23 protein-coding genes are annotated in these 25,267 nt (G+C 52.7%); 22 read left to right on the top strand and 1 reads right to left on the bottom strand.

Annotated features, from left to right (window positions below; translation table 11 throughout):
* Positions 1–65 precede the first annotated feature (65 nt).
* From FYJ78_RS06415 to FYJ78_RS06310, 22 genes are all read left to right on the top strand, one after another.
* Positions 66–1,679, top strand: a complete 1,614-nt coding sequence (locus FYJ78_RS06415; protein ID WP_154620576.1) for an MBL fold metallo-hydrolase RNA specificity domain-containing protein — start codon at positions 66–68, stop codon at positions 1,677–1,679.
* 130 nt (positions 1,680–1,809) lie between these two features.
* Positions 1,810–2,124, top strand: a complete 315-nt coding sequence (locus FYJ78_RS06410; RefSeq protein ID WP_154620575.1) for a hypothetical protein — start codon at positions 1,810–1,812, stop codon at positions 2,122–2,124.
* Positions 2,125–2,464: 340 nt separating this feature from the next.
* Complete coding sequence (locus FYJ78_RS06405) at positions 2,465–3,412, top strand: aspartate carbamoyltransferase catalytic subunit (protein WP_154620574.1); 948 nt, start codon at positions 2,465–2,467, stop codon at positions 3,410–3,412.
* Complete coding sequence (locus FYJ78_RS06400) at positions 3,409–4,695, top strand: dihydroorotase (RefSeq protein WP_154620573.1); 1,287 nt, start codon at positions 3,409–3,411, stop codon at positions 4,693–4,695. The genes FYJ78_RS06405 and FYJ78_RS06400 overlap by 4 nt, the downstream gene beginning before the upstream one ends.
* Positions 4,696–4,714: 19 nt before the next feature.
* On the top strand, positions 4,715–5,785 hold the full coding sequence (gene carA / locus FYJ78_RS06395; protein ID WP_154620572.1) for a glutamine-hydrolyzing carbamoyl-phosphate synthase small subunit: 1,071 nt from the start codon (positions 4,715–4,717) through the stop codon (positions 5,783–5,785).
* Between the two features lie 3 nt (positions 5,786–5,788).
* Positions 5,789–9,016, top strand: coding sequence for a carbamoyl-phosphate synthase large subunit (gene carB, locus FYJ78_RS06390; protein ID WP_328597661.1), 3,228 nt, complete (start codon positions 5,789–5,791; stop codon positions 9,014–9,016).
* On the top strand, positions 9,009–9,770 hold the full coding sequence (locus FYJ78_RS06385; RefSeq protein WP_408014428.1) for a dihydroorotate dehydrogenase electron transfer subunit: 762 nt from the start codon (positions 9,009–9,011) through the stop codon (positions 9,768–9,770). Before carB ends, FYJ78_RS06385 begins: the two co-directional genes overlap by 8 nt.
* Positions 9,767–10,702 carry a dihydroorotate dehydrogenase gene (locus FYJ78_RS06380; protein ID WP_195847893.1) on the top strand — a complete coding sequence of 312 codons (936 nt, stop codon included), beginning with the start codon at positions 9,767–9,769 and terminating at the stop codon, positions 10,700–10,702. The genes FYJ78_RS06385 and FYJ78_RS06380 overlap by 4 nt, the downstream gene beginning before the upstream one ends.
* 22 nt (positions 10,703–10,724) lie before the next feature.
* Positions 10,725–11,438: an orotidine-5'-phosphate decarboxylase gene (gene pyrF, locus FYJ78_RS06375; protein ID WP_154620570.1), complete on the top strand. Its 714-nt coding sequence runs from the start codon at positions 10,725–10,727 to the stop codon at positions 11,436–11,438.
* Between the two features lie 2 nt (positions 11,439–11,440).
* Positions 11,441–12,016 (top strand): orotate phosphoribosyltransferase, encoded by a 576-nt coding sequence (gene pyrE, locus FYJ78_RS06370; protein ID WP_154620705.1) that lies wholly within the window; start codon positions 11,441–11,443, stop codon positions 12,014–12,016.
* 130 nt (positions 12,017–12,146) lie between these two features.
* Entirely contained in the window at positions 12,147–12,872 is a 726-nt protein-coding gene (locus FYJ78_RS06365) for a hypothetical protein (RefSeq protein WP_154620569.1), read from the top strand.
* The gene (locus tag FYJ78_RS06360) at positions 12,869–13,870 is read left to right on the top strand and encodes a nucleoid-associated protein (RefSeq protein ID WP_328597660.1); all 1,002 of its coding nucleotides are present in this window, start codon (positions 12,869–12,871) and stop codon (positions 13,868–13,870) included. Before FYJ78_RS06365 ends, FYJ78_RS06360 begins: the two co-directional genes overlap by 4 nt.
* 15 nt (positions 13,871–13,885) lie before the next feature.
* Positions 13,886–15,688 carry a GTPase HflX gene (gene hflX / locus FYJ78_RS06355; RefSeq protein WP_154620568.1) on the top strand — a complete coding sequence of 601 codons (1,803 nt, stop codon included), beginning with the start codon at positions 13,886–13,888 and terminating at the stop codon, positions 15,686–15,688.
* Between the two features lie 5 nt (positions 15,689–15,693).
* On the top strand, positions 15,694–16,941 hold the full coding sequence (locus FYJ78_RS06350) for a methionine gamma-lyase family protein (protein WP_328597659.1): 1,248 nt from the start codon (positions 15,694–15,696) through the stop codon (positions 16,939–16,941).
* 234 nt (positions 16,942–17,175) lie between these two features.
* The gene (locus FYJ78_RS06345; RefSeq protein WP_154620567.1) at positions 17,176–17,856 is read left to right on the top strand and encodes a Crp/Fnr family transcriptional regulator; all 681 of its coding nucleotides are present in this window, start codon (positions 17,176–17,178) and stop codon (positions 17,854–17,856) included.
* On the top strand, positions 17,828–18,493 hold the full coding sequence (locus FYJ78_RS06340) for an ABC transporter ATP-binding protein (RefSeq protein WP_235899907.1): 666 nt from the start codon (positions 17,828–17,830) through the stop codon (positions 18,491–18,493). The genes FYJ78_RS06345 and FYJ78_RS06340 overlap by 29 nt, the downstream gene beginning before the upstream one ends.
* Positions 18,465–19,136 carry a heme exporter protein CcmB gene (locus tag FYJ78_RS06335; RefSeq protein WP_154620566.1) on the top strand — a complete coding sequence of 224 codons (672 nt, stop codon included), beginning with the start codon at positions 18,465–18,467 and terminating at the stop codon, positions 19,134–19,136. Before FYJ78_RS06340 ends, FYJ78_RS06335 begins: the two co-directional genes overlap by 29 nt.
* A 29-nt stretch (positions 19,137–19,165) precedes the next feature.
* A complete protein-coding gene (locus FYJ78_RS06330; protein WP_154620565.1) occupies positions 19,166–19,816 on the top strand; it encodes a cytochrome c biogenesis protein in 651 nt (216 codons plus the stop codon).
* Positions 19,806–20,174: a cytochrome c maturation protein CcmE domain-containing protein gene (locus tag FYJ78_RS06325; RefSeq protein ID WP_154620564.1), complete on the top strand. Its 369-nt coding sequence runs from the start codon at positions 19,806–19,808 to the stop codon at positions 20,172–20,174. The genes FYJ78_RS06330 and FYJ78_RS06325 overlap by 11 nt, the downstream gene beginning before the upstream one ends.
* Before the next feature lie 46 nt (positions 20,175–20,220).
* Positions 20,221–22,338 carry a cytochrome c biogenesis protein CcsA gene (ccsA, locus tag FYJ78_RS06320; protein ID WP_154620563.1) on the top strand — a complete coding sequence of 706 codons (2,118 nt, stop codon included), beginning with the start codon at positions 20,221–20,223 and terminating at the stop codon, positions 22,336–22,338.
* Positions 22,339–22,527: 189 nt separating this feature from the next.
* Positions 22,528–23,016 carry a cytochrome c3 family protein gene (locus FYJ78_RS06315; RefSeq protein ID WP_328597658.1) on the top strand — a complete coding sequence of 163 codons (489 nt, stop codon included), beginning with the start codon at positions 22,528–22,530 and terminating at the stop codon, positions 23,014–23,016.
* Positions 23,009–24,301: an ammonia-forming cytochrome c nitrite reductase subunit c552 gene (locus FYJ78_RS06310; protein WP_154620562.1), complete on the top strand. Its 1,293-nt coding sequence runs from the start codon at positions 23,009–23,011 to the stop codon at positions 24,299–24,301. The genes FYJ78_RS06315 and FYJ78_RS06310 overlap by 8 nt, the downstream gene beginning before the upstream one ends.
* Positions 24,302–24,397: 96 nt before the next feature.
* Here the strand turns inward: FYJ78_RS06310 and lexA are convergent, their stop codons facing one another.
* Positions 24,398–25,012, bottom strand: coding sequence for a transcriptional repressor LexA (gene lexA, locus FYJ78_RS06305; protein ID WP_154620561.1), 615 nt, complete (start codon positions 25,010–25,012; stop codon positions 24,398–24,400).
* Positions 25,013–25,267 lie beyond the last annotated feature (255 nt).

The following is a 25,267-nucleotide window of genomic DNA, read 5'->3' as shown; positions in this document are numbered from 1 at the left end:
GCAGGAAAAAGAGAAAAAGGTCAGAATATTTAATATATAAAAAGAGACAGAGGGGGCGTTTTGTCATGAGACTAGGATTTTTAGGTGCAGCTCATACCGTTACAGGTTCCTGCTATTTGCTGGAGACAAAAGAGAAGCATTATCTGATCGATTGCGGCATGTTTCAGGGAGCGCGGCGCGTCCGTGACCTGAATTATGAGGGATTTTCCTTTAATCCCGCAGATATTGAAGGGGTATTGCTCACGCATGCTCATGTGGATCATTGCGGCTTGATTCCTAAGCTGGTTCGGGAGGGATTTCAGGGCAGCGTTTATGCGACAAAGGCGACCTGTGATCTCGTGCAGATCATGCTGCCGGATTCCGCACATATACAGGAAGCGGATGCAGAGATGTCCAATCGGAAAAGCCGCCGACGCGGCGAGAATCCGGTGCAGCCGATCTATACATTGAAAGACGCTGCGGCTGCATTGGAGCATTTCGTACCGGTTCCCTATGAACAGGAGTTTGAGCTTGGAGATAATCTTCGCGTGGTCTTCCACGATGCCGGACATATTTTGGGCTCGGCTATCATTGAGCTGTATGTGACGGAAGAGAATAAGACGACAAAACTAGTGTTTTCCGGCGATCTTGGACAGCCGGACCAGCCAATCATCCGGGACCCGGCGATTCTTCACGGCGCAGATTTTCTGGTGGTCGAGTCTACGTATGGAGATCGGCTGCATCAGATTTATGACAAGGAAAGTGCGCTGCTGGAGATCATCAATGATACGATGGACCGGGGCGGTAATTTGATTATTCCGTCCTTTGCCGTAGGGCGTACACAGACCTTGCTGTATTATCTCTATAAATTATGGAAAGCCGGTCGGCTGGATGGAGATATTCCGATTGTCATTGACAGTCCGCTGGCCATCAATGCGACGCGCGTTTTTTTGAAGAACTTTCAGGATTTTGACGATGAAACCATCGATTTATTCAAGGAAAGCGGCAAGATTACACGGTTCCCGCAGCTTCGTGTCTGTGAGACGGCAGAGGAGTCCCGGGCGTTGAACAGTTCGGAGGGATCGGCGATTATTATGTCGGCATCCGGCATGGCGGATGCCGGGCGCATCCTCCATCATTTAAAACATAATCTCTGGCGGCCGGAGTCTACGATTTTGTTTGTTGGCTATCAGGCTGAGGGGAGCCTTGGAAGGCGCTTGGTTGATGGGATCAAACGGGTGCGTGTGCTGGGCGAGGAGGTCGCCGTGAAGGCAAAGATCCAGATGCTGGATGGCTTTTCTGCTCATGCCGATGCCAATCAGCTGATGGAATGGATCGATCATTTTCAGGATCCCAAGCCGGCTAAGGTGTTTATCGTTCATGGCGAAGGCCAGTCTCAGGAAGCGTTAAAAAGCCGAATCCAGAAGGAATGTGGCGAGGAGGTATATATTCCTTTCCGGGGGGATGTCGTTAAAATCGATGGGCGTGCTTCGGAAATTCAGCCTTCGAATATTCCTGAGGTTTCGGTGGAAATGGAAATGGAGGAACAACTGCGCTTTTTCGATTCCGAATACCGTACTCTCCGCCGCAAGGCGATGCAGTTGGTTATCCGCCAGCCGAAGGCGATGGAACCGTTGCTTAAGGCCATTACAAAAGGGTTCAATTATATGAAAAAATTGTTTGCACCGTTTAATCTTTGAGTGAAGCGCGGGAAGCCACATGTCCTTGACGAAAGGGAAACATCCTGTTATGATAAATAACGTTTAGCGTCGATTTGGTGCGAACTTGCAGTGAACGGATGATGCAGACAATTCGTTGGGGGCATGAGGTATGGAACAGATTGAGCGCGTCAAAAAAATCACCAATGCGTGGGAGCCGGAGCTTTGTCGGCGCAGTGTGAACCGCGAGGCCCGTGTTAATATGGAAATCTATCATGAAGGTGCGGCGGAACCGGAACGTCACAAGACGAGCATGGCCCGTGCTGTGGAGTATATTCGCAGCATGGCTGCGGTAATGGATATCAAGGCCTTGCTGCGGGATCTGGATCACATTACGATCCGCAGTGCAGAAGATAATCGTTTGATTTATCGGGTTACGGCACGCTATGGCTATGCAGAAGAGGAATTCGTTCCATCGGCAATCTGAATCGATGCCGGTGAGGCTATTGTTTCGCGTTTCATGGTATGCGCAGCGGAAGTTTTTCCGCTGCGCTTTTTCTGCCCGGCTTGCTTTTCGCTGAAGGAAACGTTATAATAAAGCAAGGCAGACGAGAGCTGCTTTATAACAAGTGAATATCCGCCTTTTAAGATGCGTACTGCGATGCGCATAAAGGGAGCATTAGTACCGCTATAAGTTTTTGCAAAGCCGGAGCTTTCTTATGCATACGCATAGGAAAGCTCTTTTTTTTCAGGCAGAGTTCATACTTGAAAAATTATACATTAATATTGTATAATTATGTTTGTCAACATGTTAAGGAGTGATTGACTTGGGGAAAAACACGGTATCCTTACGAGGGAAGAACATCCTGGGGCTGGAATCATTCAGTCCGGAGGAGATTGGCCTGGTGTTGGAAACAGCGAAGGAAATGAAGAATATCATTCATCGCGACATCAAAAAGGTGCCTGCTCTGCGCGGCAAATCCATCGTGACATTGTTTTATGAACCAAGCACGCGGACGCGTACATCCTTTGAACTCGCCGGGAAATATCTTGGTGCAGACGTTGTGAATATTACAGCCGGAACCAGCAGCATCGTCAAAGGCGAGAGCCTGCGCGATACGCTGTATACCATTGAGGCGATGGGCGTGGATGCCATTGTCATGCGGCACAAAGCGGAAGGAGCCGCAGAATATGCCTCCCGTGTCGTCAGTCCCGTTATTTTGAATGCTGGCGACGGCGCGCATGCGCATCCGTCTCAAGGGCTCCTGAATCTGTTCACAATTCAGGAGCATAAGGGGCATCTTGCCGGATTGAAGGTGGCGATCCTCGGTGATGTCCTGCACAGCCGGGTTGCCCGTTCGGATATTTATGGCATGCGCAAGATGGGGATGGATATTCATATCGCCGGTCCGAAAACCCTGCTGCCGCGGTTCCTTTTTGAGGAGCCGGGGATTACCGTACATGAACGTGTGGAGGATGCGATTGCCAACGCGGATGTGATCGAAGTTCTGCGTATCCAGCTGGAACGTATGAAGGGCGGCCTTTTTCCGACTACGCGGGAATATGCGCGTATTTTCGGCTTGAATGACAGCCGGCTGGCTCTGGCGAAAGATGATGTTCTCGTCCTGCATCCGGGCCCGATGAATAAAGGCTGGGAAATTTCTCCGTTTACCGCTTATGGGAGCAATTCCGCGATTCAGGAACAAGTTCAGAATGGCGTGGCGGTTCGCATGGCGCTCTTTACCTTGGTGTTGACGGGAGGAAAACAGGAATGAAACTTTTAATCAAAGGCGGCCGTGTCATTAATCCGGAGACGAAGTGGGATCAGGTGGCTGATGTGCTGATTGAGGACGGCAAAATAAAGGCTATTGCGGCGGATTTGACGGCAGAAGATGCCGAGGTTTATCCTGCTGAGGGTAAAATCGTAACGCCGGGTCTTGTGGATCTTCATGTTCATTTTCGTGAACCGGGGCAGGAAGCGAAGGAAGATTTTGAATCCGGATCGAAAGCAGCTGCAGCCGGTGGGTTTACGACGGTCTGCACGATGCCGAACACCAAACCGGTTGTCGATTCGGCCGCTATGGTACGCAGCCTGGAAAGGCGCGCGGAAGAGGCGGCAAGGGTTCATATCCGGATGATCGGCGCTGTGACGAAGAATCAGGAAGGCAAGGAGCTGGCGGAACTGGGCGATATGATCGAAGCGGGCGCAGTCGCATTTTCCGACGACGGCCATTTTGATCCTTCGGCCAAGGTTTTGCTAAACGCATACGATTATCTCCATGCTTTTGATAAGGTCATTATCAATCATGAGGAAGAACGTTCGCTGGTTGAGGACGGCGTTATGAATGAGGGCCACCGCAGTGCCATGCTCGGGTTGAAAGGGCGTCCGACGGTTGCAGAAGATATTGCCGTGGCTCGCGATATCATGCTGGCAGAGTATGCGGGGGCTCGCGTTCACGTTGCGCATATCAGCTCGGGACGGGCCGTCGATATCGTGCGCCAGGCTAAGAAGCGCGGTGTCCGCGTTACGGCAGAGGCGACGCCGCAGCATATGACCATGACCGATGAATGCGTCAATCTTTTTGATACGTCGACCAAGATCAATCCGCCGCTTCGCTCTCAGTCAGACTGTGATGCGATTATTGAGGGGCTTAAGGATGGTACGATTGATGCGATTGTAACCGACCACTCTCCGCATGCGCAGGAAGAAAAGGATCGTGAGTATATTTATGCACCGAGCGGGTTCCCAGGGCTGGAGACTTCTCTGGGCGTTATGCTGACCGATCTTTATCATACGGGCAAGATGGATCTTCCGCTGATTATATCCAAAATGACCTGGGAACCGGCAAAGGTATTCGGTCTGGATGCGGGTAGTCTGGCTCCCGGCAAAGCGGCGGATCTTACGGTTATTGATCCGAATTTAGTCTGGACGGTGGACGATCAGAAGTTTTATACCCGGGGCAGTCATTCGCCCTTTGTCGGTCGTGAGCTCAAGGGGCGGGCCGTCATGACCGTGGTCGATGGTAAAGTTGTTATGCAGGACGGCATCGTTCGTTGAAATAAAATGAGGTGTTTTCATGAAGGGAAAATTAATCCTGGAGGACGGCAGCGTTTTCCACGGCGAATTGTTGAACAATATCAAGGCAACGGGAGAAGTCGTATTTAATACCGGCATGACCGGATATCAGGAGAGTTTGACGGATCCGTCCTATTGCCGTCAGATTCTTACGCTGACTTATCCGATGGTCGGAAATTACGGGATTGCAGATTTATTTATGCAGTCGAGAAAATCCTTTGTCAATGGGTTCGTCATAGGAGAGCTTTGTCAGGAGGGCAGCAACTGGCATTATGAGACGAGTCTGGCTGATTTTCTTACAAAGCAGGGGGTTCCCTGCCTGTATCATGTCGATACCCGGGCTGTTACGCGCAAGATTCGTTCGGCCGGTACGATGAAGGGCATTATTGTACCGGATGATGCGGCACGTACGGAGATCGATGAGCTTTTTGCCGTCCCGATCAAAAAAGACGTCGTCATGGAGGTCACGACGCCGGAACGTTATACACTGGGATCTGAGCAGATGAATGCGCCGCATGTTGTTGCTATGGATTTTGGTATCAAGCAGAATATCCTGACTTCTCTGCAGCAGCTCGGATGCCGGATCACGGTAGTTCCGGCAGGGACTGCCGCGAAAGAGGTGCTGGATCTGAATCCGGATGGAATCTTCCTGTCCAATGGGCCGGGCGATCCTGCCGATGTACCGGAAATTGTCGAGGAGGTTAAAAAGCTTATCGGCACGAAGCCGATTTTCGGCATTTGTCTGGGACATCAGCTGCTGGCGCGGGCCATGGGAGCGAAAACGTATAAGCTCAAGTTCGGGCATCGCGGCTGCAATCAGCCGGTCAAGAATCTGCTGACCGGCCGGGTACAGATTTCTTCGCAGAACCACGGCTTTGCCGTGGATTCCGATTCGCTGAGAGATCTTCCTTTGGAAGTCACGCATATCAATGTCAATGACGGCACCGTAGAGGGCATGCGCCATAAGGAACTGCCGATCTTTTCCGTGCAGTATCATCCGGAAGCCTCGCCGGGTCCTGATGATAATATGTATCTTTTCGATCAGTTCTGGACGATGCTCAAGGGGGAATAAGCTGTGCCAAAAAAAGAAAATCTTAAAAAAGTAATGGTTATCGGCTCCGGCCCGATCATCATCGGACAGGCGGCAGAATTTGATTATGCAGGCTCACAGGCCTGCCGCTCGCTGAAGGAAGAAGGCCTGGAAGTCGTTTTGGTCAATTCGAATCCGGCGACGATTATGACGGATACGCATATTGCGGACCGCGTCTATATTGAACCGCTGACGCCGGAGTTTTTGGAGGAAATTATTTCAAAGGAACGTCCGGACGGGCTTTTGGCTACGCTTGGCGGTCAGGCAGGATTGAACCTCGCGGTTCAGCTGTCGGAGCGCGGCGTTCTGGATAAATATGGCGTAGAACTCCTCGGTACTCCGCTTGAGGCCATAGAAAAGGCTGAGGATCGTGAAAAATTCAAGGAAACGATGCAAAAGCTGGGTGAGCCGATACCGGAGAGTACGATCGTTGAAGATGTTCCGTCTGCCGTCGAATTTGCCAATGAGATCGGTTATCCGGTCATCGTTCGGCCGGCCTATACCATGGGCGGAACTGGCGGCGGCATTGCGGAGAATGAGGAAGAGCTTATTGATATTGTGATCAAGGGACTCAATTATTCCATGATCGGTCAGGTCCTTATTGAACGCAGTGTAGCAGGCTGGAAGGAAATCGAGTATGAAGTCATGCGCGATGGCAATGATAATTGCATTACGGTCTGCAATATGGAGAACTTTGACCCGGTAGGTGTTCATACTGGTGATTCCATTGTTGTGGCGCCGTCGCAGACGCTTACCGATCATGAATATCAAATGCTCCGCAGCGCATCGCTGCGCATCATCCGTGAACTGGGCATTGAGGGCGGCTGCAATGCCCAGTATGCCTTGGATCCGAACAGCAATAAGTATTATGTCATCGAGGTAAATCCGCGTGTCAGCCGTTCTTCGGCGCTGGCCTCCAAGGCAACCGGTTATCCGATCGCCAAGGTTTCCGCTAAAATCGCCATTGGCTATACCCTCGACGAGATTACTAATGCGGTTACGCAGAAAACCAAAGCCTGCTTCGAGCCGGCGTTGGACTACTGCGTCGTCAAATTCCCACGCTGGCCGTTTGATAAATTCGTTTATGCTGATCGTACGCTGGGAACGCAGATGAAGGCGACGGGCGAAGTCATGAGCATTGACCGTCACTTCGAAGGCGCGATTCTCAAAGCGGTGCGTTCGCTGGAAATCGGAGTGCATCGGCTTCATATGGATAAGATGGACGAATGGGACGATGCACGCGTCAAAAAGAATCTGGCCCGAATTAACGATGAGCGTATCTTTGTGATCGCTGAAGCTCTGCGCCGCGGCATCGCTACGGTCGATGAGATTCACGATATCACGAAGGTGGATAAATGGTTCATCCATAAGATCAAGAATATTACCGATGTGGAAGTGGCGCTGGCTTCGGAGCCTCTGACGCCGAAACACATGCTGGCCGCGAAAAATGTGGGGCTTGCCGATGTGTCCATTGCGGAAATCACGGGCAAGACAGCCGATGAGATTCGCACGACCCGCAAGAGCATGAACATTTTGCCTTGCTATAAGATGGTGGATACCTGCGCTGCCGAGTTCGAGGCCGCGACTCCGTATTATTACTCCACGTTCCATGCACAGCAGGATGAAGTGAAGGTTTCCAAGGCGCGTAAGGTCGTGGTTCTTGGCTCCGGGCCGATTCGTATCGGGCAGGGGGTGGAATTTGACTATTGTTCGGTTCATTCGGTCTGGGCGCTGCGCGAGATGGGCATTGAAGCGATTATTGTCAACAATAATCCGGAGACGGTATCTACCGATTTTGATATTTCCGATCGGTTGTACTTTGAGCCGCTTACGACGGAAGATGTCCTGAATATCATCGATAAGGAAAAACCGGAAGGCGTCATTGTCCAGTTCGGCGGCCAAACGGCCATTAATCTGGCGGCATCGCTGCAGAAAGCCGGCGTCAAGGTATTCGGCACATCAGTGGATGATATCGACCGTGCAGAAGACCGTGAACGCTTTGATGAAGTCCTCACGCAGACAAAAATTCCCCGCCCGCAGGGCATCAGTGTCACGAATCTTGAGGATGCGATTTCGGGAGCGGAGCGAATTGGCTATCCGGTCATGGTTCGTCCGTCTTATGTTCTGGGCGGCCGCGCTATGGAGATTGTCTACAATGAGGAAGAGCTGCGCGATTACATGAGCCGTGCGGTTAAGGTGACGCCGGATCATCCTGTTCTCGTTGACCGTTATATGCAGGGCACCGAGGTGGAAGTCGATGGTATTTCCGATGGCGTCGATGTCGTTATTCCCGGTATCATGGAACATGTGGAGCGGGCTGGCGTTCATTCTGGCGACAGCATTGCGGTGTATCCTCCGCAGACGCTTCCGTCCAAAGTCATTTACACGATTATTGATTACACGAAGCGCTTGGCGGTTGCGCTGCATGTCAAGGGCCTGCTGAATATTCAGTTTGTCGTTGTCGATAATGAAGTCTACATCATCGAGGTCAATCCTCGCTCCTCGCGTACGGTACCGTTCCTGTCCAAGGTAACGGATGTCAAGATGGTGAATCTGGCTACCCGGATTGCGCTGGGCGCGACGCTGAAGGAACTGGGATATCATTCCGGATTGGTACCGCCAAGGCCGTATGTCGCGGTCAAGGCACCGGTTTTTTCCTTTGCGAAAATGACAGACGTGGATATTGCTCTGGGACCGGAGATGAAATCTACGGGCGAAGTGATGGGGATCGACTATAATTACGCCCGGGCGCTTTATAAGGCGATCATTGGCTCCGGAATCAATGTCCCCATTAAGGGATGCGTGCTGTTTACCGTCGCGGATAAGGATAAAGATGAGATGATGCAGCTGGCGAAAGCTTTCGCGGATCTGAATTTCCAGATTGCGGCGACGGAGGGGACGGCGAAGGCGATTCAGTCGATGGGTATCGATGTAGAGGTTGTCGGCAAGGTTCATGAGCGCAGCACAGATATCATCGAACGAATCAAGACCGGAAAAATCAATATGGTCATCAACACACTGACTCAGGGAAAACATTCTCTGAAAGACGGCTTTAAGATTCGCCGTGCTACTGTCGAACATGGAATTGCCTGCCTTACCTCACTGGATACGGCATGGGAAGTACTTCGCGTGCTCTCCTTTATGAGGGAAAGCCGGCTGGTTTATTCGCTGGCGATACAGGATTATGTAGGCGGTGGTGATGATCTTGCATAAGGTTTCAGAGAATGCGCGTGTCCTTGTTCAGCAGGAACTGGCGGATAAGGTGTTTCGCATGGAGGTGGAGGCTCCGCAGATTGCGGAGCTTGCCCGTCCGGGCCAGTTTGTTCATCTGCGGATTTTGACCGGGAGCTTCCTCTTGCGTCGGCCGGTAGGTGTAGCAGAAGCGGATCGGAAACGGGGAACCGTTGCCTTTATTTATCGTGTGGTTGGCCGCGGGACAGAAGCGATGGCTGGTCTGGTTACCGGCGAACGGGTCAACTTGTTGGGGCCTCTGGGACACGGATTTGACTGTGGGGTACGCCATCCTTTGATTGTCGGCGGTGGTATGGGACTCTCGCCGGTACTGTTTTACGCGGCGGCAATGAAAGGGAAAGCAGCTGTCCTTATGGGCGGAAGATCCGCGGCGGAGCTTTTTTGGCAAAACCTATACGCGCCCTATGCGGAAAAGATATTTTGTACAACGGACGATGGTTCGCTGGGGATAAAAGGATTTACAACGACCCTGCTGCCGGATCTTTTGCAGCGCGGCGATTATGATTTGATCACAGCTTGCGGTCCAGAAGTTATGATGCGTGGAATAGCCCGGATTGCCAAGGAACATGGCGTGCGCTGTCAGGTGTCGCTGGAAAAGCGCATGGGATGCGGCCTTGGAGCCTGCCTGTCCTGCTCTATTGATACGACGGATGGAAACCGCAGGAAGGTTTGCAAAGACGGACCGGTTTTTGAAGCAGGGGAGGTGTTCGCATGAGCCGGACGATGAATCCTCGTGATGTCAGGCTGCATACGAACCTTGCCGGTATCGAGATGAATACGCCGGTTCTTACAGCATCGGGAACGTTCGGTTTCGGCGAGGAATTTGCAGAGTTTGTCGATCTGTCCCGGCTGGGCGGAGTCATGGTCAAAGGAACGACGCTGAAGCCGCGCCGGGGAAATGACGGAGTTCGCATCACGGAAACTCCGATGGGGATGCTGAACTGCATCGGCTTGGAAAATCCCGGGGTGAATATTTTTTTGAAGGATATTCTTCCGCGGATCCAGCAGTATGGGATGAATGTTATTGTCAATATTTCCGGGAATACGGCGGAAGAATACGGCGTTCTGGCTGAAATGCTGGATGTTCCGGGCGTTGCAGCGATTGAACTCAACGTCTCCTGCCCGAACGTAAAGGAGGGCGGTATTGTATTCGGCACAGATCCGAAAGCCGCCGCTGCTGTGGTGCGTGAGGCGAAAAAGCGGACGAAAAAACCGGTGATTCTCAAGCTTTCGCCGAATGTCACAGATATTGTCGAAATGGCGAAAGCAGCGGAGGACGCTGGTGCGGATGTACTTTCTTTGATCAATACCCTTATGGGCATGGAAATCGACATCCATACATGCCGGCCGACTCTGGGGAATATCACGGGCGGACTTTCTGGTCCATGTGTCAAACCGGTTGCGCTGCGCATGGTCTGGCAGGTGGCTCAGGCGGTCCGGATACCGATCATCGGCATGGGAGGAATTTCGTGCTGGGAAGACGCAGTGGAATTCTTTCTGGCCGGTGCCAGTGCAGTGGCTGTAGGCACTGCCAATTTTGTCGATCCGTCTGTTACGATGAAAATATGCGACGGTTTGGATGATTATTTGTCCTGCCGTCATATGGAATCCATACGGGATCTGGTGGGTAAGGTTCAGCTGGGATAGAGGATAAAGGAGAGTGCTTGTTATGTCGGATGAACGCTTGATTGCCGCACTGGATTTTCATACCATGGAGAATGTCCGATCACTGGTCAGCGTGTTGGGCGATCGTGTAGGTTATTATAAAGTAGGCATGGAGCTGTTTTATCGTGTCGGCCCTGAGGCCGTGACCTGGCTGCGGGAACAGGGCAAACATGTTTTTCTGGACCTGAAGCTGCACGATATTCCCAATACCGTTGCCGGAGGCCTTTGCTCTTTGATGTGTCTTGGCGCTTCGATGCTCAATGTGCATGCGGGCGGTGGCTATACCATGATGAAAACGTCTGCGGATCGTCTGCATGAAGAAGCGGCAAGACTCGGCTTTGTCTGTCCGAAATTGATTGCTGTGACGGTGCTTACCAGTATCGGGCAGAAAGACTGGGATGGTTTGGGGCAGGCGCTGCCGATTTCCGATGCGGTCGTGCGCTATGCGTCGCTGGCGAAACAGGCCGGTCTGGATGGCGTGGTTGCTTCGCCGCAGGAGGCTGCACTGATCCGTAAGGCCTGCGGCCCCGATTTCCTGATCGTCACGCCGGGGGTGCGGCCGGCCGGCGCATCGACCGATGATCAAAGCCGTATTGCGACGCCGGCCGCAGCTCTGCGGGCAGGCGCCAGCCATTTGGTGATCGGCCGTCCTATACGTGCTGCTGCGGATCCCGGAGCGGCTGCTGATGCGATTTTAAAAGAAATGGAGACGGTATGATGATGACGGAACAGGAAGTAAAGGAACTGCTGGTCAAGACCAATGCGATCATGAATGGTCATTTTTTGCTGACCTCGGGACTGCACAGCCCGCATTATGTCGAGAAGTTTAACGTGCTGCAGCATCCGAAATATACGCAGCAGCTTTGCGAAGCGATGGCGGAAAAATTTAAAGACGCCCGGATTGAGACAGTGGTCGGCCCCGTGACCGGCGGTATCCTGTTGGCGCATGAAACAGGAAAAGCGCTGGGAACGCGCGCGATTTTTACTGAACGCGTGAATGGGAAGATGACCTTTCGCCGCGGTTTTTCTCTGCATGAAGGCGAGCGGGTCCTCATTGTTGAAGATATTGTTACAACCGGCGGATCGATCAAGGAAGTCATTGATGTCGTCAAAGAGCATGGCGGCGTGCCGGTAGCGGTAAGCATGCTCGTGGATCGCAGCGGCGGAAAGGTCAGCTTCGGTGACGTTCCTTGTACGGCGCTGCTGCATCTCGATGTGGAGGCATATAAACCGGAAGAGTGTCCGCTCTGTCAACAAGGCAAACCGCTCACGAAGAGAGGTCGCACAGGAAAATAAAGCGTGTTTTTGATTGGAGACATGGCCTTTTGCAGGCCGATGTAAACGGTGCGGGGTGTTCCTGCACCGTTTTTCATGTTATAATTATCTTTTGTAGTGCTGCGAATGGAGAAAGGCGGGTGCAAATGATTTGAAGGATGAGACGATAGAAAAAGTCAGAGCGGAGACGGAGCATTGGGGCTATATGGATCAGCTGCCGGAGGAATGGCATGGCTTTCATCTGGATCGCACCGTATCCGTCGGGAAAGATACGTATGATCTTTGCCGCTATGAAAATAAAGACCGCCATACGAGCGTGATTCTTTATTTTCATGAAGAGACGCATGAGTATAAACTGCGCCTGAAAATCGGTCTGATTGAATTCTGCCGGATTGAATACATTACCGCCGGTCTGGAATCCTTTGAGCATCTTCTGCGCAAGCAGCTTGAATTCTTGCTTATGGATATGGAAACCTTTAATCCCAAAACGTTAAGCAGCATTGTTTCGGATAAAAAGATCACGGAGTGGGCATTGGGCAGGGAACTGCCGGAGGAACTGGAAGGGTTTTCTCTTTTCATCCGGCCGGCACAGCCGGTTAAGATCAACAATGGGTCCTATATTGTTGTGGACTATGTGGATTTTTCTCTTGAGAGCAGTTTTACCCTTTATTATAATATATACCGGGATGAATTTTTTGCGGAAGCCCGCATCTGGAATATCCCGGACGTGAATTATGATTTTGATTCCAACGAGCTTCCGGAGCTTGAGGAAAAACTTCATCAGCGTCTTCTGCCGCGTCTGCAGGAAATTCGTAAGCGGGCGGAAACAGAAGCGGCGAACAAGAAAGAGGCCGTGAAAGGGAAGAGTGAATCGTGATTATTATTGATAAAGCTATTTTGCATATTTTGGATTTCCAGTCCGGTATGACAGTGTATTCGGATGAGTTACTTCCCGTGCAGGATAGTATTGAAACCTTTCTGTCCCGTCATATCGAAAAATCCTGGGGCAGTCAGGACGCCAAGCCGGGGAGTTTTTATGAGGACAGCGTTTTTCAGCAGAATATGGATTCGTATCTTCGCGGAGCGTCCGATTTTGTTGCTTTTTCCAAGGAAATCGCGCATACGCTGGAAAATGCCTTTGTTCACGCGGAGGAGATGGCTTCGGCGGATATCATTGTTGCGGATGTCCGCATCGACGACTGCCGGAAATTGGTCGTGTTTAAATCGAACAGTCATATAGGGTATACGCATCAGGTCAGCCAGACGGAACACGGCATACGGAATGAAATCATCAATCATTATTCCATCATGCCCAATCTTACCCAGAAAATGGATGAATTTGCGTTTATTGATACAGAGAGCCGTGAGGTATCGGTCTGCGCGAAAAAATATACGATAGATGGCAATGCTCTGTTTGTTTTTCCTGAGATCCTGCTGGAATGCAGCCTGACGCCGTCTCCGAAGGAGGCGATGCGAAATCTCAGCAAAACGGCTGCAAAAGTCGCCGAGGCTTACGGACAGGACAAGGTTTCGACAGAAGCGGCGGTTAAGAGCTATGTGACGGAGAATATGCAGACATCGGATGAACTGGATCTTGCCGAGGCAGGAAAAGAAATTTTTCGGGAAAATCCGGCGATGCAGGCCGATTTCGATCAGGCGATTCGTGACGCCGGTTTTACCGAGCCGGTCCGCATGGATCAGGAAGCGACATTGAAAAGAGTCTGCAAGCATAAATTAAAAACAGATACTGGAATTGAATTGACCATTCCAACGGACTATTTTGATAATACGGAGTACGTGGAATTCAACAATAATGCCGATGGAACACTTTCCATCACGCTGAAGCATATTTCCAATATTGTCAATCGCGGTTGAAGGTGAGGCGAAGTTATGCAGGTTGCTGGAAATCTGGCCAATATCAAAACTTATTTGCTGGAACAGCTCAAGTCGATCTATGAGTTATCTGTTCCGATCGGCCAGTTGTCAACGCGTGAGCTGAATGCGCGGCTGGTTGGGATTACGGATACGCTGGATCGTGAAGTGGCGGTCTATGTCAATCGTCAGGGGAAAGTGGTTCAGGTTTCTTTGGGGGATGCAGACACGGTAGATTTGCCTGCAATACACCGTCAGAGCAGGTCGGACCGGCGTCTTTCAGGAATACGGTGCATCCATACGCATCCAAGCGGGGATGTGAGGCTGAGCGAACCGGATCTTTCTTCGCTGCGCCGTTTGCGGTTTGACTGTATGGCGGCCATTGGCAGAAGTCAGGACGGCAGTATAATCGGTGCTTTGGGATTCCTTTCCGGTGAGACCGGTGCTGATGGTATGGAAGAACTTTCCTCATTTGGCCCTGTGTCCGAACGGATTCTGAACCAAGTCCATTTGCCCCGGCTTATTTTGGCTGTCAATAAAAAGCTCGGTGCGCAGACCGCCAAAACGACCAAGGAGGAGGAAGAGCGTGCTATACTGGCCGGTCTTGCCTGTTCGGGACGATCAGGGCAGACGATAGAAGAATCCGTTCATGAGCTGGAATGCTTGGCTGAAACGGCCGGCGCTGTCGTCGTCGGGACCTTTATACAACATCGGGACCGCCCGGACGCGGCTTTTTTCCTTGGGAAGGGAAAGGTTGCAGAAATGGCGATGGAAATTCAGAATCGCGGGGCAAGCCTGCTGATTCTGGATGATGAGCTCACACCCTCCCAGCAGTATAATCTTGAACAGGTACTCGGAATTAAAGTCATTGACAGGACGGCGCTGATTTTGGACATTTTTGCCCAACGGGCCCGTTCCAGAGAGGGAAAGCTTCAGGTTGAACTGGCACAGCTGAAGTATAACCTTCCGCGTCTGGGCGGACAGGGCTTGTCGCTGTCGCGTCTGGGCGGCGGAATTGGAACGCGCGGACCCGGCGAGACTAAGCTGGAGGTCGATCGGCGGCGTATCTATACGAAAATTCATGATGTGGAAAAGCAGCTCGATGAAATTAAGGAGCGCCGGTCGATGCATCGGCTGCGGCGCAGGGAATCGCGCATTCCGTTGGTTGCTCTGGTCGGCTATACGAATGCGGGCAAATCGACGCTGCTCAATAAACTGACCGGCGCAGAGGTGCTGGCCGAGGATAAGTTGTTTGCTACGCTGGATCCGACGACACGTCATCTTGTTTTGCCTGAACAGCAGGAAATTTTGCTGACCGATACGGTGGGGTTTGTCCGGAAACTGCCGCATACGCTGGTGTCGGCATTCCGGGCCACTTTGGAGGAAGTTCAGGAGGCGGATCTGCTGCTTCATGTGGTCGATTGCAGCTGTGAGCAGTATGAGCAGCAGATCGCCGCTGTGATTGAAGTGTTGCAGGAGCTTCGGGCTGACCAGAAACCGACCTTCTATGTGTTCAATAAGGCAGATTGTATGGAAAATGAGAGTGTCCGTGCCAGAATGCTGCAGGGACGTGAGGGGATATGCGTTTCTGCTCGTACTGGCGAAAATTTGGCGGAATTGCAGCGCCGGATCGAGCAGTTTTTCCGGGAAAGCCGGGTAACGATGAAGCTGCTGATTCCTTTCAGCGATGGCGGAGCGATCACGAGACTGCATCAGCTTCATGCGGTACGCAGTACGGAATATGCGGCGGAAGGGACACGGCTGACGGTCAGCCTTCCCGCCTCGGAAAGAGAGCCGTTTGAAAAATATAGTGAGGAGTAATAGTTGTGTCATTTTCAAAGAAAGTACAGGATCTGAAAGAAGAGGTACTCAAAGAGTCCGATCCTCTTTTTCGACATGTGGAGGACGTAGCAGAAGCGAATACGTTGAAGGTTCTCGATGCCATGCGTGAATGCAGGGTGTCAGATGCTCATTTTAATACCACAACGGGCTATGCTTATGATGATATCGGCCGCGGCAAGTTGGAAGAGCTTTATGCGAAGGTCTTCGGTGCTGAACGCGCTTTGGTCCGCACGCAGTTTGTTTCCGGAACACATGCACTGGCTACGGTGCTGTTCGGCATTCTGCGTCCGGGGGATGAGCTGGTTTCGCTTACAGGAAAACCGTATGATACGATGCAGACGGTCATTGGCTATGATCATCCCAGCGCTGGTTCGTTGAAAGAGTTTGGTATTCTTTACAATGAATTGCCGATGATTGACGGCAGGGTGGATCTGGATGGCATAAAAAGCGTGATCTCTGAGAAAACCAAAATGGTTGAAATTCAGCGTTCCCGTGGTTACAGTATGCGCAATCCTTTGTCGGTGGAGGATATCCGTGTGATTACGGACGAGGTACACCGTATCAAGCCGGATTGCATCTGTTTTGTCGATAATTGTTATGGCGAATTTGTTGATACGCTGGAACCGACGCAGGCCGGTGCGGATATCATGGCCGGTTCGCTGATCAAAAATCCGGGCGGTGGTATTGCTCCTGCCGGCGGCTATATTGCAGGAAAGGACGAACTGGTGGAGCTGGCATCTTACCGGCTGACGGCACCGGGGATGGGGGATGAGCTGGGTGCCAGTCTTGCCAATAACCGCCTTTTGTTCCAAGGGTTGTTCCTCGCGCCTCATGTGGTAGCGCAGGCTATAAAGGGAGCCTTGTTTGCCGCAGGGATGTTTGCCAAGCTGGGGTATAAGACGCTGCCGCTTCCCACAGACATCCGCGGAGACATCATACAGGCTATTGAACTGGGGTCTGCGGAAAAATTGATTGCTTTTTGCGGCGGAATACAGAAATATTCGCCTGTGGATTCTTACGCGGCGCCGGAGCCGTGGGATATGCCCGGGTATGCGGATAAGATTATTATGGCTGCCGGTACCTTTGTACAGGGCGCATCTATTGAGTTCAGTGCAGATGGCCCGATGCGCGCGCCTTATAATGTCTATCTTCAGGGAGCCTTGACGTTTGAACACGCTTTGATCGGAATCATGGGAGCTGCGCAGGCAGTGCTTGATCTGGATTCCGAGTGAGCTGCCTGCCGCGGTCTGCTGCAAAGCATTTAACAAGAAGCGCTGTGCGCTGCATGAGATGATTTTGTGTGCGAATCATAAAGAGATTCACGTATGGGATTATCGATTGGCGGTGCATAGCGTTTTTTTTGTTCTCAGATTATCCTGCATGATGTTGCTAAAGCAACATATATGAGTCGGATTTGATGATATAATACAGACAAATGCAACGATTACAATAATTGGGGGAAGAGTATGCGAATCGATGAACTTGGACTGCAGGAGCTTCCTTTTTTTCGCGGACTGACTCAGGCGGAGATGAAGCGCTTCATTAAAGCAACTGGTGCGGCAGCAAAGCATTATGAGAAGGGGACGCGCGTCCTTAGAGCGTATGAATCCAATGGAAGGATCGGTATTTTAGCAGACGGTGAGGCGATCATTCTGGCTGAAGACCGCTTTGGCAATGAGTCCGTCGGACATCGTTTGGAACGAGGTGCGCTACTCGGCTGCATATCGGCCATTTTGCCGGATTATCCAAATCCTGCTTCGGTTGAGGCAGTATCCGATGTGTGGATCCTTTGGGTTCCTTATAAGGAGCTGTTGGAATCGGGCTCTCATTTCGGACGGATTCATGGGATTGTCATGAGGAATCTTCTGGTCGCGTTCAGCCGGAAAAACGTGCTTATGATGCAAAAACTGGAGGTGCTTTCACAGAAAACCTTGAGAGAGCGGCTGATCTTGTATTTACTTCAGCGTGCAAGACATCAGCGCACGATGCAGGTCCGTGTTCCGGGCCGCGTCCAGCTGGCCAAAGAGCTGGAATGCAACAGGAGCGCGCTGACCCGTGAGATCGGCCTGATGAAGGAACAGGGGATTCTGGCATGCGGCCCGGATTGGATGCAGCTCAATGAGGAACGAATTCGGGAGGAGAGGTGATGTCATGATCCGCCTGACGTTTTCTGGTGTAACGAAATGTTTTGATGGCAGAACAATTATCAGGAATTTTTCCGCTGAGGCTTTATCGGGACAAATTACGGCTGTGACAGGGATAAATGGAAGCGGTAAGTCGACATTGCTGAAGCTGGCAGCCGGATTATTATTGCCCGATACGGGCAGCGTCATCGTCCGGGAAGACGGTAGTGTGTGGCGAAAGAATGACCGCTGCAGACGGGTTGGCATGGTTGCGCCGGATATGCATGTTTATTCCGAGCTGACCGCGCGGGAAAATCTGGATTTTTTTTTAGGCTTTCGTTATAATGTGCCGCTTTCTGATCGCCAATATGATGAACTGATGTCCCGGGTCGGGCTTCAACCTGATGCCATTTTAAAAAAGCGGGTGAGAAATTTTTCGACTGGCATGGAAAAACGTCTTCATTTGGCCATCCTTCTTGCGTCAGGCGCTGATGTCTGGCTGCTGGATGAGCCGGGAGCTCATCTTGACAGGGCGGGGCGTTGTCTGGTACAGAGGGAGGCTCGCAGGGCCGCGGAAGAAGGGAAGCTGGTGCTTTGGGCAACCAATGATGCGGAAGAGGAGGCGGAGGCCGATGCAAGTATCGCTTTATCGGGCCGTTGAGGCGGTCTTCCGCAAGGAGGCGCTCATCTCTCTGCGTTCGCGCGCATCGTGGCTCGTCGTCCTGATGTTTGCGCTGACGACGCTCTCGTGCGTGAGCCTGCTGATGCAGGGCGATGTGCTGTCGCCGCGTCTCGCGGCGGCCATGCTCTGGGTCATCCTGTTCTTTTCTCTGCTCTCTGGCGCTGGCCGCGGCTTTGCCGATGAGGAGCAGGAAGGGACTCTGATGGCGCTTTCGGTCTACGGCAGCCCGCAGGCTGTCCTTTTCGGCAAGGGGATCTTTATGGCAGTTCTGCTGTTTGCGCTTTCCCTGCTCATCGTACCCGTTTACCTCGTGCTCATGGATATCCCTGTTTTTTCGGTACTGCTGCTCTTCGCAGCCTTGCTGGCCGGTACATATGGCATGGCGATGGCGGGCACGCTGCTTTCGGCGCTGATGGTCGGTGCCAAGGCGCAGAACGGTCTGCTCGCCATCCTGATGTTGCCGGTGCTGCTGCCCATCCTGCTGCCGGCTATCGTGCTGACGGCAGGCTGCTTCTCGGGCGAGGCGGTGAGGATTTCGTATCTCGTCGGCATGTTGCTCTATGACGGAATTATGACGCTGGCCGCATCTTTGCTGTTTGATTTCCTCTGGTATGAGGACTGATCTGCGAATATATGTAAGGAGTTGATTCGATGAAGTCGTGTGAGAAGGGGCTCTGGCTCTTTATCCTGTTGCTGACGGCCGGTCTTTTCTATGCCGTGTTTTTTTTCGTGCCGCCGGCCGAGGGGCTCGGCAGCCTCGTGCGCATCGCCTTCTTCCACATCCCCGTGGCCTGGGGGTCGGTGATTGCCTTCCTCGTCGGTGCCTGGTATGCTCTGCGTTATCTGCGGCGGCCGGGGAAGCGTTTTGATGCCATCAGCGCGGAGTCTGCGCGGCTCGGGCTCATCTTTGTCGTGCTCGCGACGCTGAGCGGAGCTGTTTTCTCGAAGCTGACATGGGGCGCGTATTGGAATTGGGATCCGCGGCAGACGACGATCTTCGTCCTGCTGTTGATTTACGCGGCGTATCTGACGCTGCGCTCGGTGATCACGGATGAGCGGCGCCGCGCGCGCGTATCAGCCATCTACGCGCTGTTCTCGTTTTTGACCGTTCCGTTCCTCATCTTCATCATCCCGCGGTTCTATTTTTCGCTTCATCCATCGCCCGTTCTCAACGGCAGCGGCTCCATTGAGATGGATCCCGTCATGCTGCGTGTGCTGCTTCTGTCTCTGCTGGATGTGACGCTCATCTACATAGCTCTGCTCGGTCATCGCGTGAAAGAGGTGCATCATCATGAAACGTAAGATTCTGCTCATCGTGCTCCTGCTGGCCTTTATCGGTTACGCCGGATGGAGTTTTGCCGACTCGGTCACGCCATACGTTGGCATCAAGGAGGCAAAGGCAGCGACTTCCTCAAGTGTTCAGGTCAAGGGATTGCTGGCAAAGGATGCACCGGCTCCACATATGGAGGGGAAGGATTTCGTATTTACCCTGCAGGATGAGGAGACGGGCGAGACACTGCTCGTACATTATCACGGCACGAAGCCTGATCAGTTTGACGAGGCGCATCACATCGTCGCTATCGGCAAGATGCAGGGCGAGGCATTCTCCTCGGACAAGCTTCTCATCAAGTGCCCGTCGAAGTACGAGCAGAAGAAGTGACGCAGCCTGAATACAACTTACATGCAATCTATGGGGGACTCATAGTATGATTGGAACAATATCTCTGGCAACATCTCTGTTCTTTGCCCTGCTGGCCGCGATGGCCTATGGCTATGTGATGAAGGTAAAGGCTGATCGGGATCGGGCTCGGTGCTGGGGGCGGCGGTCGCTTTTCGGCGCGTGCCTGTCAGCTGTCGTCGCATCGGCCTATCTTTGGGCGATGATTCTCGGTGATCATTTCGAAATCGCCTATGTGGCGAACTATTCGTCGAGGGAACTGCCGCTCATGTACAAGATTTCGGCGTTCTGGGCCGGGCAGCAGGGGTCGCTGCTCCTGTGGATGCTCGTTCATGCGCTTGCCTCGCTCTACCTTTGCGGCAGAGAACGGATGACGGCGGCGGGGCTCACCGTCTACGCCGTTCTTGAGTCGCTGCTCGTCATCCTCGTACTGGCCAAGAGCCCTTTCGTGGCCTCGGCAACGGCCGTGCAGGACGGCGTCGGCCTCAATCCGATGCTGCAGGATCCGTGGATGGCCGTACACCCGCCGATCATCTTCATCGGCTATGCGCTGCTGGCTGTGCCGTTCGCCTATGCGCTGGGCGCTCTGCTCAAGGAGGAAGCAAAGGAAAATTGGCTGGATCCGGCACGTCGCTGGGCGCTGATTGCCTGGGGCTTTCTCGGCGCCGGCGTCTTCATCGGTGGTTACTGGGCTTACAAAGTGCTCGGCTGGGGCGGCTATTGGGGCTGGGATCCTGTAGAGAACTCTTCACTCGTGCCGTGGCTGCTCGCTGGCGTATTTGTCCACGTCCTTCACGTCGCAAAGAGGCGCCCAGCGGCGCTCCTTGTGCTGCATCTCTCCGTCATTTTCACGTTCGCACTCGTCATCTATGGCACGTTCCTGACGCGCAGCGGCATTCTCGGCGATTTTTCGGTCCACTCGTTCAGCGGCACGAGCATTGGCATGACGCTGGCCGTTGCCAATGCCGTCGTGCTCATAGGCGGTCTTGTGCTGCTCGCGCTCAAGGCGGGCAGCCTGCCGCAGGGCAAGGTATACGAAGAATATGCGAGCCGCGAGTTCTGCCTGCTTCTGGGGGCGCTGCTGCTCGTCTTCATCGCGGCCATCGTATTCATCGGCATGTCGATGCCGCTCTTTACGCAGCTCCTCGGCAAGCCGGCTGCCGTCGACACGGACTTTTATGTGCGCACGACCCTGCCGTTGGCCATCGCCATGTGTCTTGTCATGGCTGCCGGTTCCTGCCTTTGTTACGGGAAACAGGCAGAGCCGTTTCACAGAGCCGTTCCTGCTGCGCTCGCGGTTATCGGCTTTGCACTTGCTTTCCTTGCAGGCGTGCGCTCGCCGGGGCTGCTCGTGCTCGCAGCTGTCTCCATCCTGCTCCTCGGCGAGACGCTCGTCAGTTGGCGCCGCAATCTGCTGCGCTTCGGCGCGATGGCCGCGCACAGTGGCATAGCGCTGGCGCTCTTTGCGATGGTGCTTTCGGGCGGTGCCAGCCAGTCGCTTTCGCAGGAGTTCAAGCCCGGTGACAGCGCGCAGATCGCCGGCCACACGGTCACGTATGAGGGCCAGGCTTTTGCCGATGACAGCACGATGAAGTTCTACTGCTATCGCGTTGATGGCAGCGAGGTGCGCGCCATGACGAAACTCCACAGGAACGGCGAGGATGCCGCGCGTGAACCGGCTATCGCCCACATGCTCACAGGCGATATCTATATCGCGCCGACGCCGCCGAAGGACACGGGACGTATGGAGCTCATCCTCAAGCGCGGCCGTATGGGGATGGGCGACCTCTTCGCCTACCGATACGATGATGTTACGATGGAGGATCAGCCGGACGGCACGATGCTCGTGACGGCTGCGATCGCCGTGACAGACGGCGAAACCGTCGAGCACGCACAGCCAGCCATTATCGCGACGCGTGACGGCGGCACTTCGACGCCGGTTCCCGTATTCGGCGGCCAGAAGCGCATCCGCCTGACGGGGATCTCCGCCAACGACTCGCAGGCGCGCCTCGAGATCCTGCCGTCGGCTGAAGAAGAAGCGCAGATCGCCGTGACGGCTTCCGTCAGCACAAAGCCCTTCATTTATCTGCTCTGGATTGGCGCCGTTGCTGCCTCGCTCGGCTGCTTTGCAGCTATGCGCCGCTGACTTTGCGATGGAACCTGTTTTTTGTTGTTCTATCGATAGTATTGGCTTTTGGTCAATCGCATCCCCTTTGTTCCATAAATATGAAGTATGAAAAGATTCTGAAAGGCGTTGCGCCAGCAACGCCTTTTTCGTATCTATAATGATATAATAATAAAAAATAAGGTGGAATAAGAGAGGAGGGGAACCAGAGTGGAGTTCAAGGAACTATTTCAGAAACATACACTGGCCTGTCTGGCGGGCGGTTTCGTCATTGGCGTGGCGGTTTGCGGCATCGGCTCAGCGGCCATGGCCTTTTCGGGATCGCCGGCTTTCTGCGGGTCGTGCCATGCGATGAAAGGAGAGGCGGCGACCTTTGCGATGTCTTCGCATCGCGAGCTGGAATGCACGGACTGCCACCTGCCGCACGACAATGCGGTGCACTACATGTTCGAGAAGGGCCGTACGGGCATGATCGACACGTATCATGAAGTGCTTCGCGACTATCCGGCGAATATAAAAATCTCGTCTGAGGGCAGGCAGACGGTCAATGACAACTGCCTGCGCTGCCATCAGACGACGATGGGCAATGTCCACGCCGATGTTGGTGTCAGCATGGACACTGGCGGCGATTGTCTCAAGTGCCACAGCAGTATCGCACATGGTTCAAATCATCTCGAAGGGGGGATAAAAGTTGAGTAAACTACAGAAGATATTGACGGGTATCATCGCTGTCTGCGTTGTGTTTTTCGGCTTTGTCGTTTTTCGCATTGCTGCGGCTCCCGATGATGACAGTGTCAAACTCGCTAAGATACCTCAGGAAAAGCAGCTGGGCAAAGAAGCCTATAAGGATGCATATCCGCTGGAATACAATTCCTTTATGAAAAACAACGATACCTCGCCGTCACCTACGGGATATGGCGGCGCGCAGGAGGGAAATTCGCATTTAACCGAACAGCCCGAAATGATCGAAAATTTCAAGGGGTATAAATTCGCCATCCAGTACGATGACGACCGCGGCCACACCTATGCGGGCGTGGACTTCAAGAACACGAAGCGCCTGCCCGGGCAGAAAGGCAGCTGCATCACCTGCAAGGGTTCTTATATGTATGATGTCTATTACAAGCAGAGCGGCTGGGACTATGCTTCAAAACCGATTGACCAAGTCATGGCGCCGATCGAGGATGACCAGTGGTTCGGCTGCTCGAGCTGTCACGATCCGGAGACGATGGAGCTTCGTGTTTATCAGCAGGGCTTCATCGATTCCATGGCACGGCGCGGCATCGATGTAAATAATGCTTCGCATAACGATAAGCGCGCGTATGTCTGCGCACAGTGCCATAATGAGTATTACTTTACAAAAGAAGATGGACGTGTCAATCATCCGTTTGACAACGGACTGGATGCGGAGTCCGAGTACCAGTTCTATCAGTCCGGACAGGCTGGCGCCTTCAAGCAGGACTGGATCCATGCAGATTCCAAAGCCCCGATGCTCAAGGCACAGCATCCGGATTTCGAGACCTGGGCGACGAGCGTCCACGCTGATGCTGGTGTTACCTGCGTCGACTGCCATATGCCGTATATGAGGGAGAATGGCCAGAAGTACACCTCGCACTGGATGACGAATCCGCTGAAGACGACGGAAGCATCGTGCCTCAAGTGCCACGACGAGAGCGCCGAGACGCTCAAGGCGCGCGTTCAGACGATCGGCGACAACACCTTCAAGCTCCAGCGCATCGCTGGCAAGACGGTCGCACGAGCTCATAAGACGATTCAGGCAGCGATGGAGGCAGGCGCGACGGATGAGCAGCTTGCGGCATCGCGGCAGCTGGTTCGTGAAGCACAATGGTATTGGGATTGGGTAGCCGCTGAGAACAGTATGGGCTTCCATAATCCGGATAAGATTATGCGTACTTTGGGGCTGGCCATTGATAAGGCACATGAGTGCATAGAAGTGACCAATGCTGTGGTAAAAGGGAGCTTGTAAATTCTTATTGGAAGTTCAGATACAAAAAAGATTCCGCCGTGATACATTGCGGCGGAATCTTTTTTGTATTTTTTTGTTGTTCCGGTACAGCCGATGTTACATCTGACGATATACGCCGATCACTTTGCCGAGAACACGAACATTTTTTTCGTAGAATGGCTTCATGGTATCATTTTCCGGCTGGAGACGGATGAGGTCTTTTTCGTGATAGATACGCTTCACCGTGGCGCTTTCGCTGTTTACAAGGGCAACGACGATTTCTCCGTCATGGGCGGAAGACTGCTGCCGGACCATGACATAATCTCCATCGCAGATTCCTGCATTGATCATACTTTCTCCCGAGACCTTCAGCATAAAGGTCTGGTCGGAGGTTCCGAGCAGGCTTTGAGGAAAAGAATAGACGTCCTGCACATTCTGTTCGGCTAAAATTGGCGTACCGGCCGTTACGGTGCCGATGAGCGGGACCGGGACATTTTTTCCCCAGGGCTTTTCGTCGAGAATATCAATAGCCCGGGGTTTGGTTGGATCCCGCTTGATCATGCCGTTTTCTTCCAGACGGGCGAGGTAGCCATGGACGGTGGAGCTGGACTTCAAGCCGACAGCTTTGCCGATTTCCCGTACGGAAGGAGGATAACCTTTTTCCAGCAGAAAGGTTTTGATATATTGGAAAATTTCTTTTTGACGTTCGCCGGAAGTTCGTGTTTTGCGCATGCTATCTGCCTCCTGATCTGATTCACTTTTGTCGTCAATGGATTTGCCGAAATATACTTTCTTATGAATATTGTATCATATTCATGGCTTGTATGGAACAGGCTTTCGAAAAATATTTTTATTTCTTGTGTAGGTTTGTCAATGATGTGAGACCGATAAAAGTTATCAATTATGAGGCATTCCCATAGATGTAATCCATAATATCGCCTTGGATTTTTGGGGCTTTTTTCGGTTGAAATACAAGGGATAATGCTT

This window comes from Wylensekiella montiformis (genome assembly GCF_009697385.1).
GTDB classification, from domain to species: Bacteria; Bacillota; Negativicutes; order Selenomonadales; family Selenomonadaceae; genus Selenomonas_A; species Selenomonas_A montiformis.
Note: the sequence above shows the minus strand (reverse complement) of the source record. Positions and strands in the feature narration are given on the sequence as shown.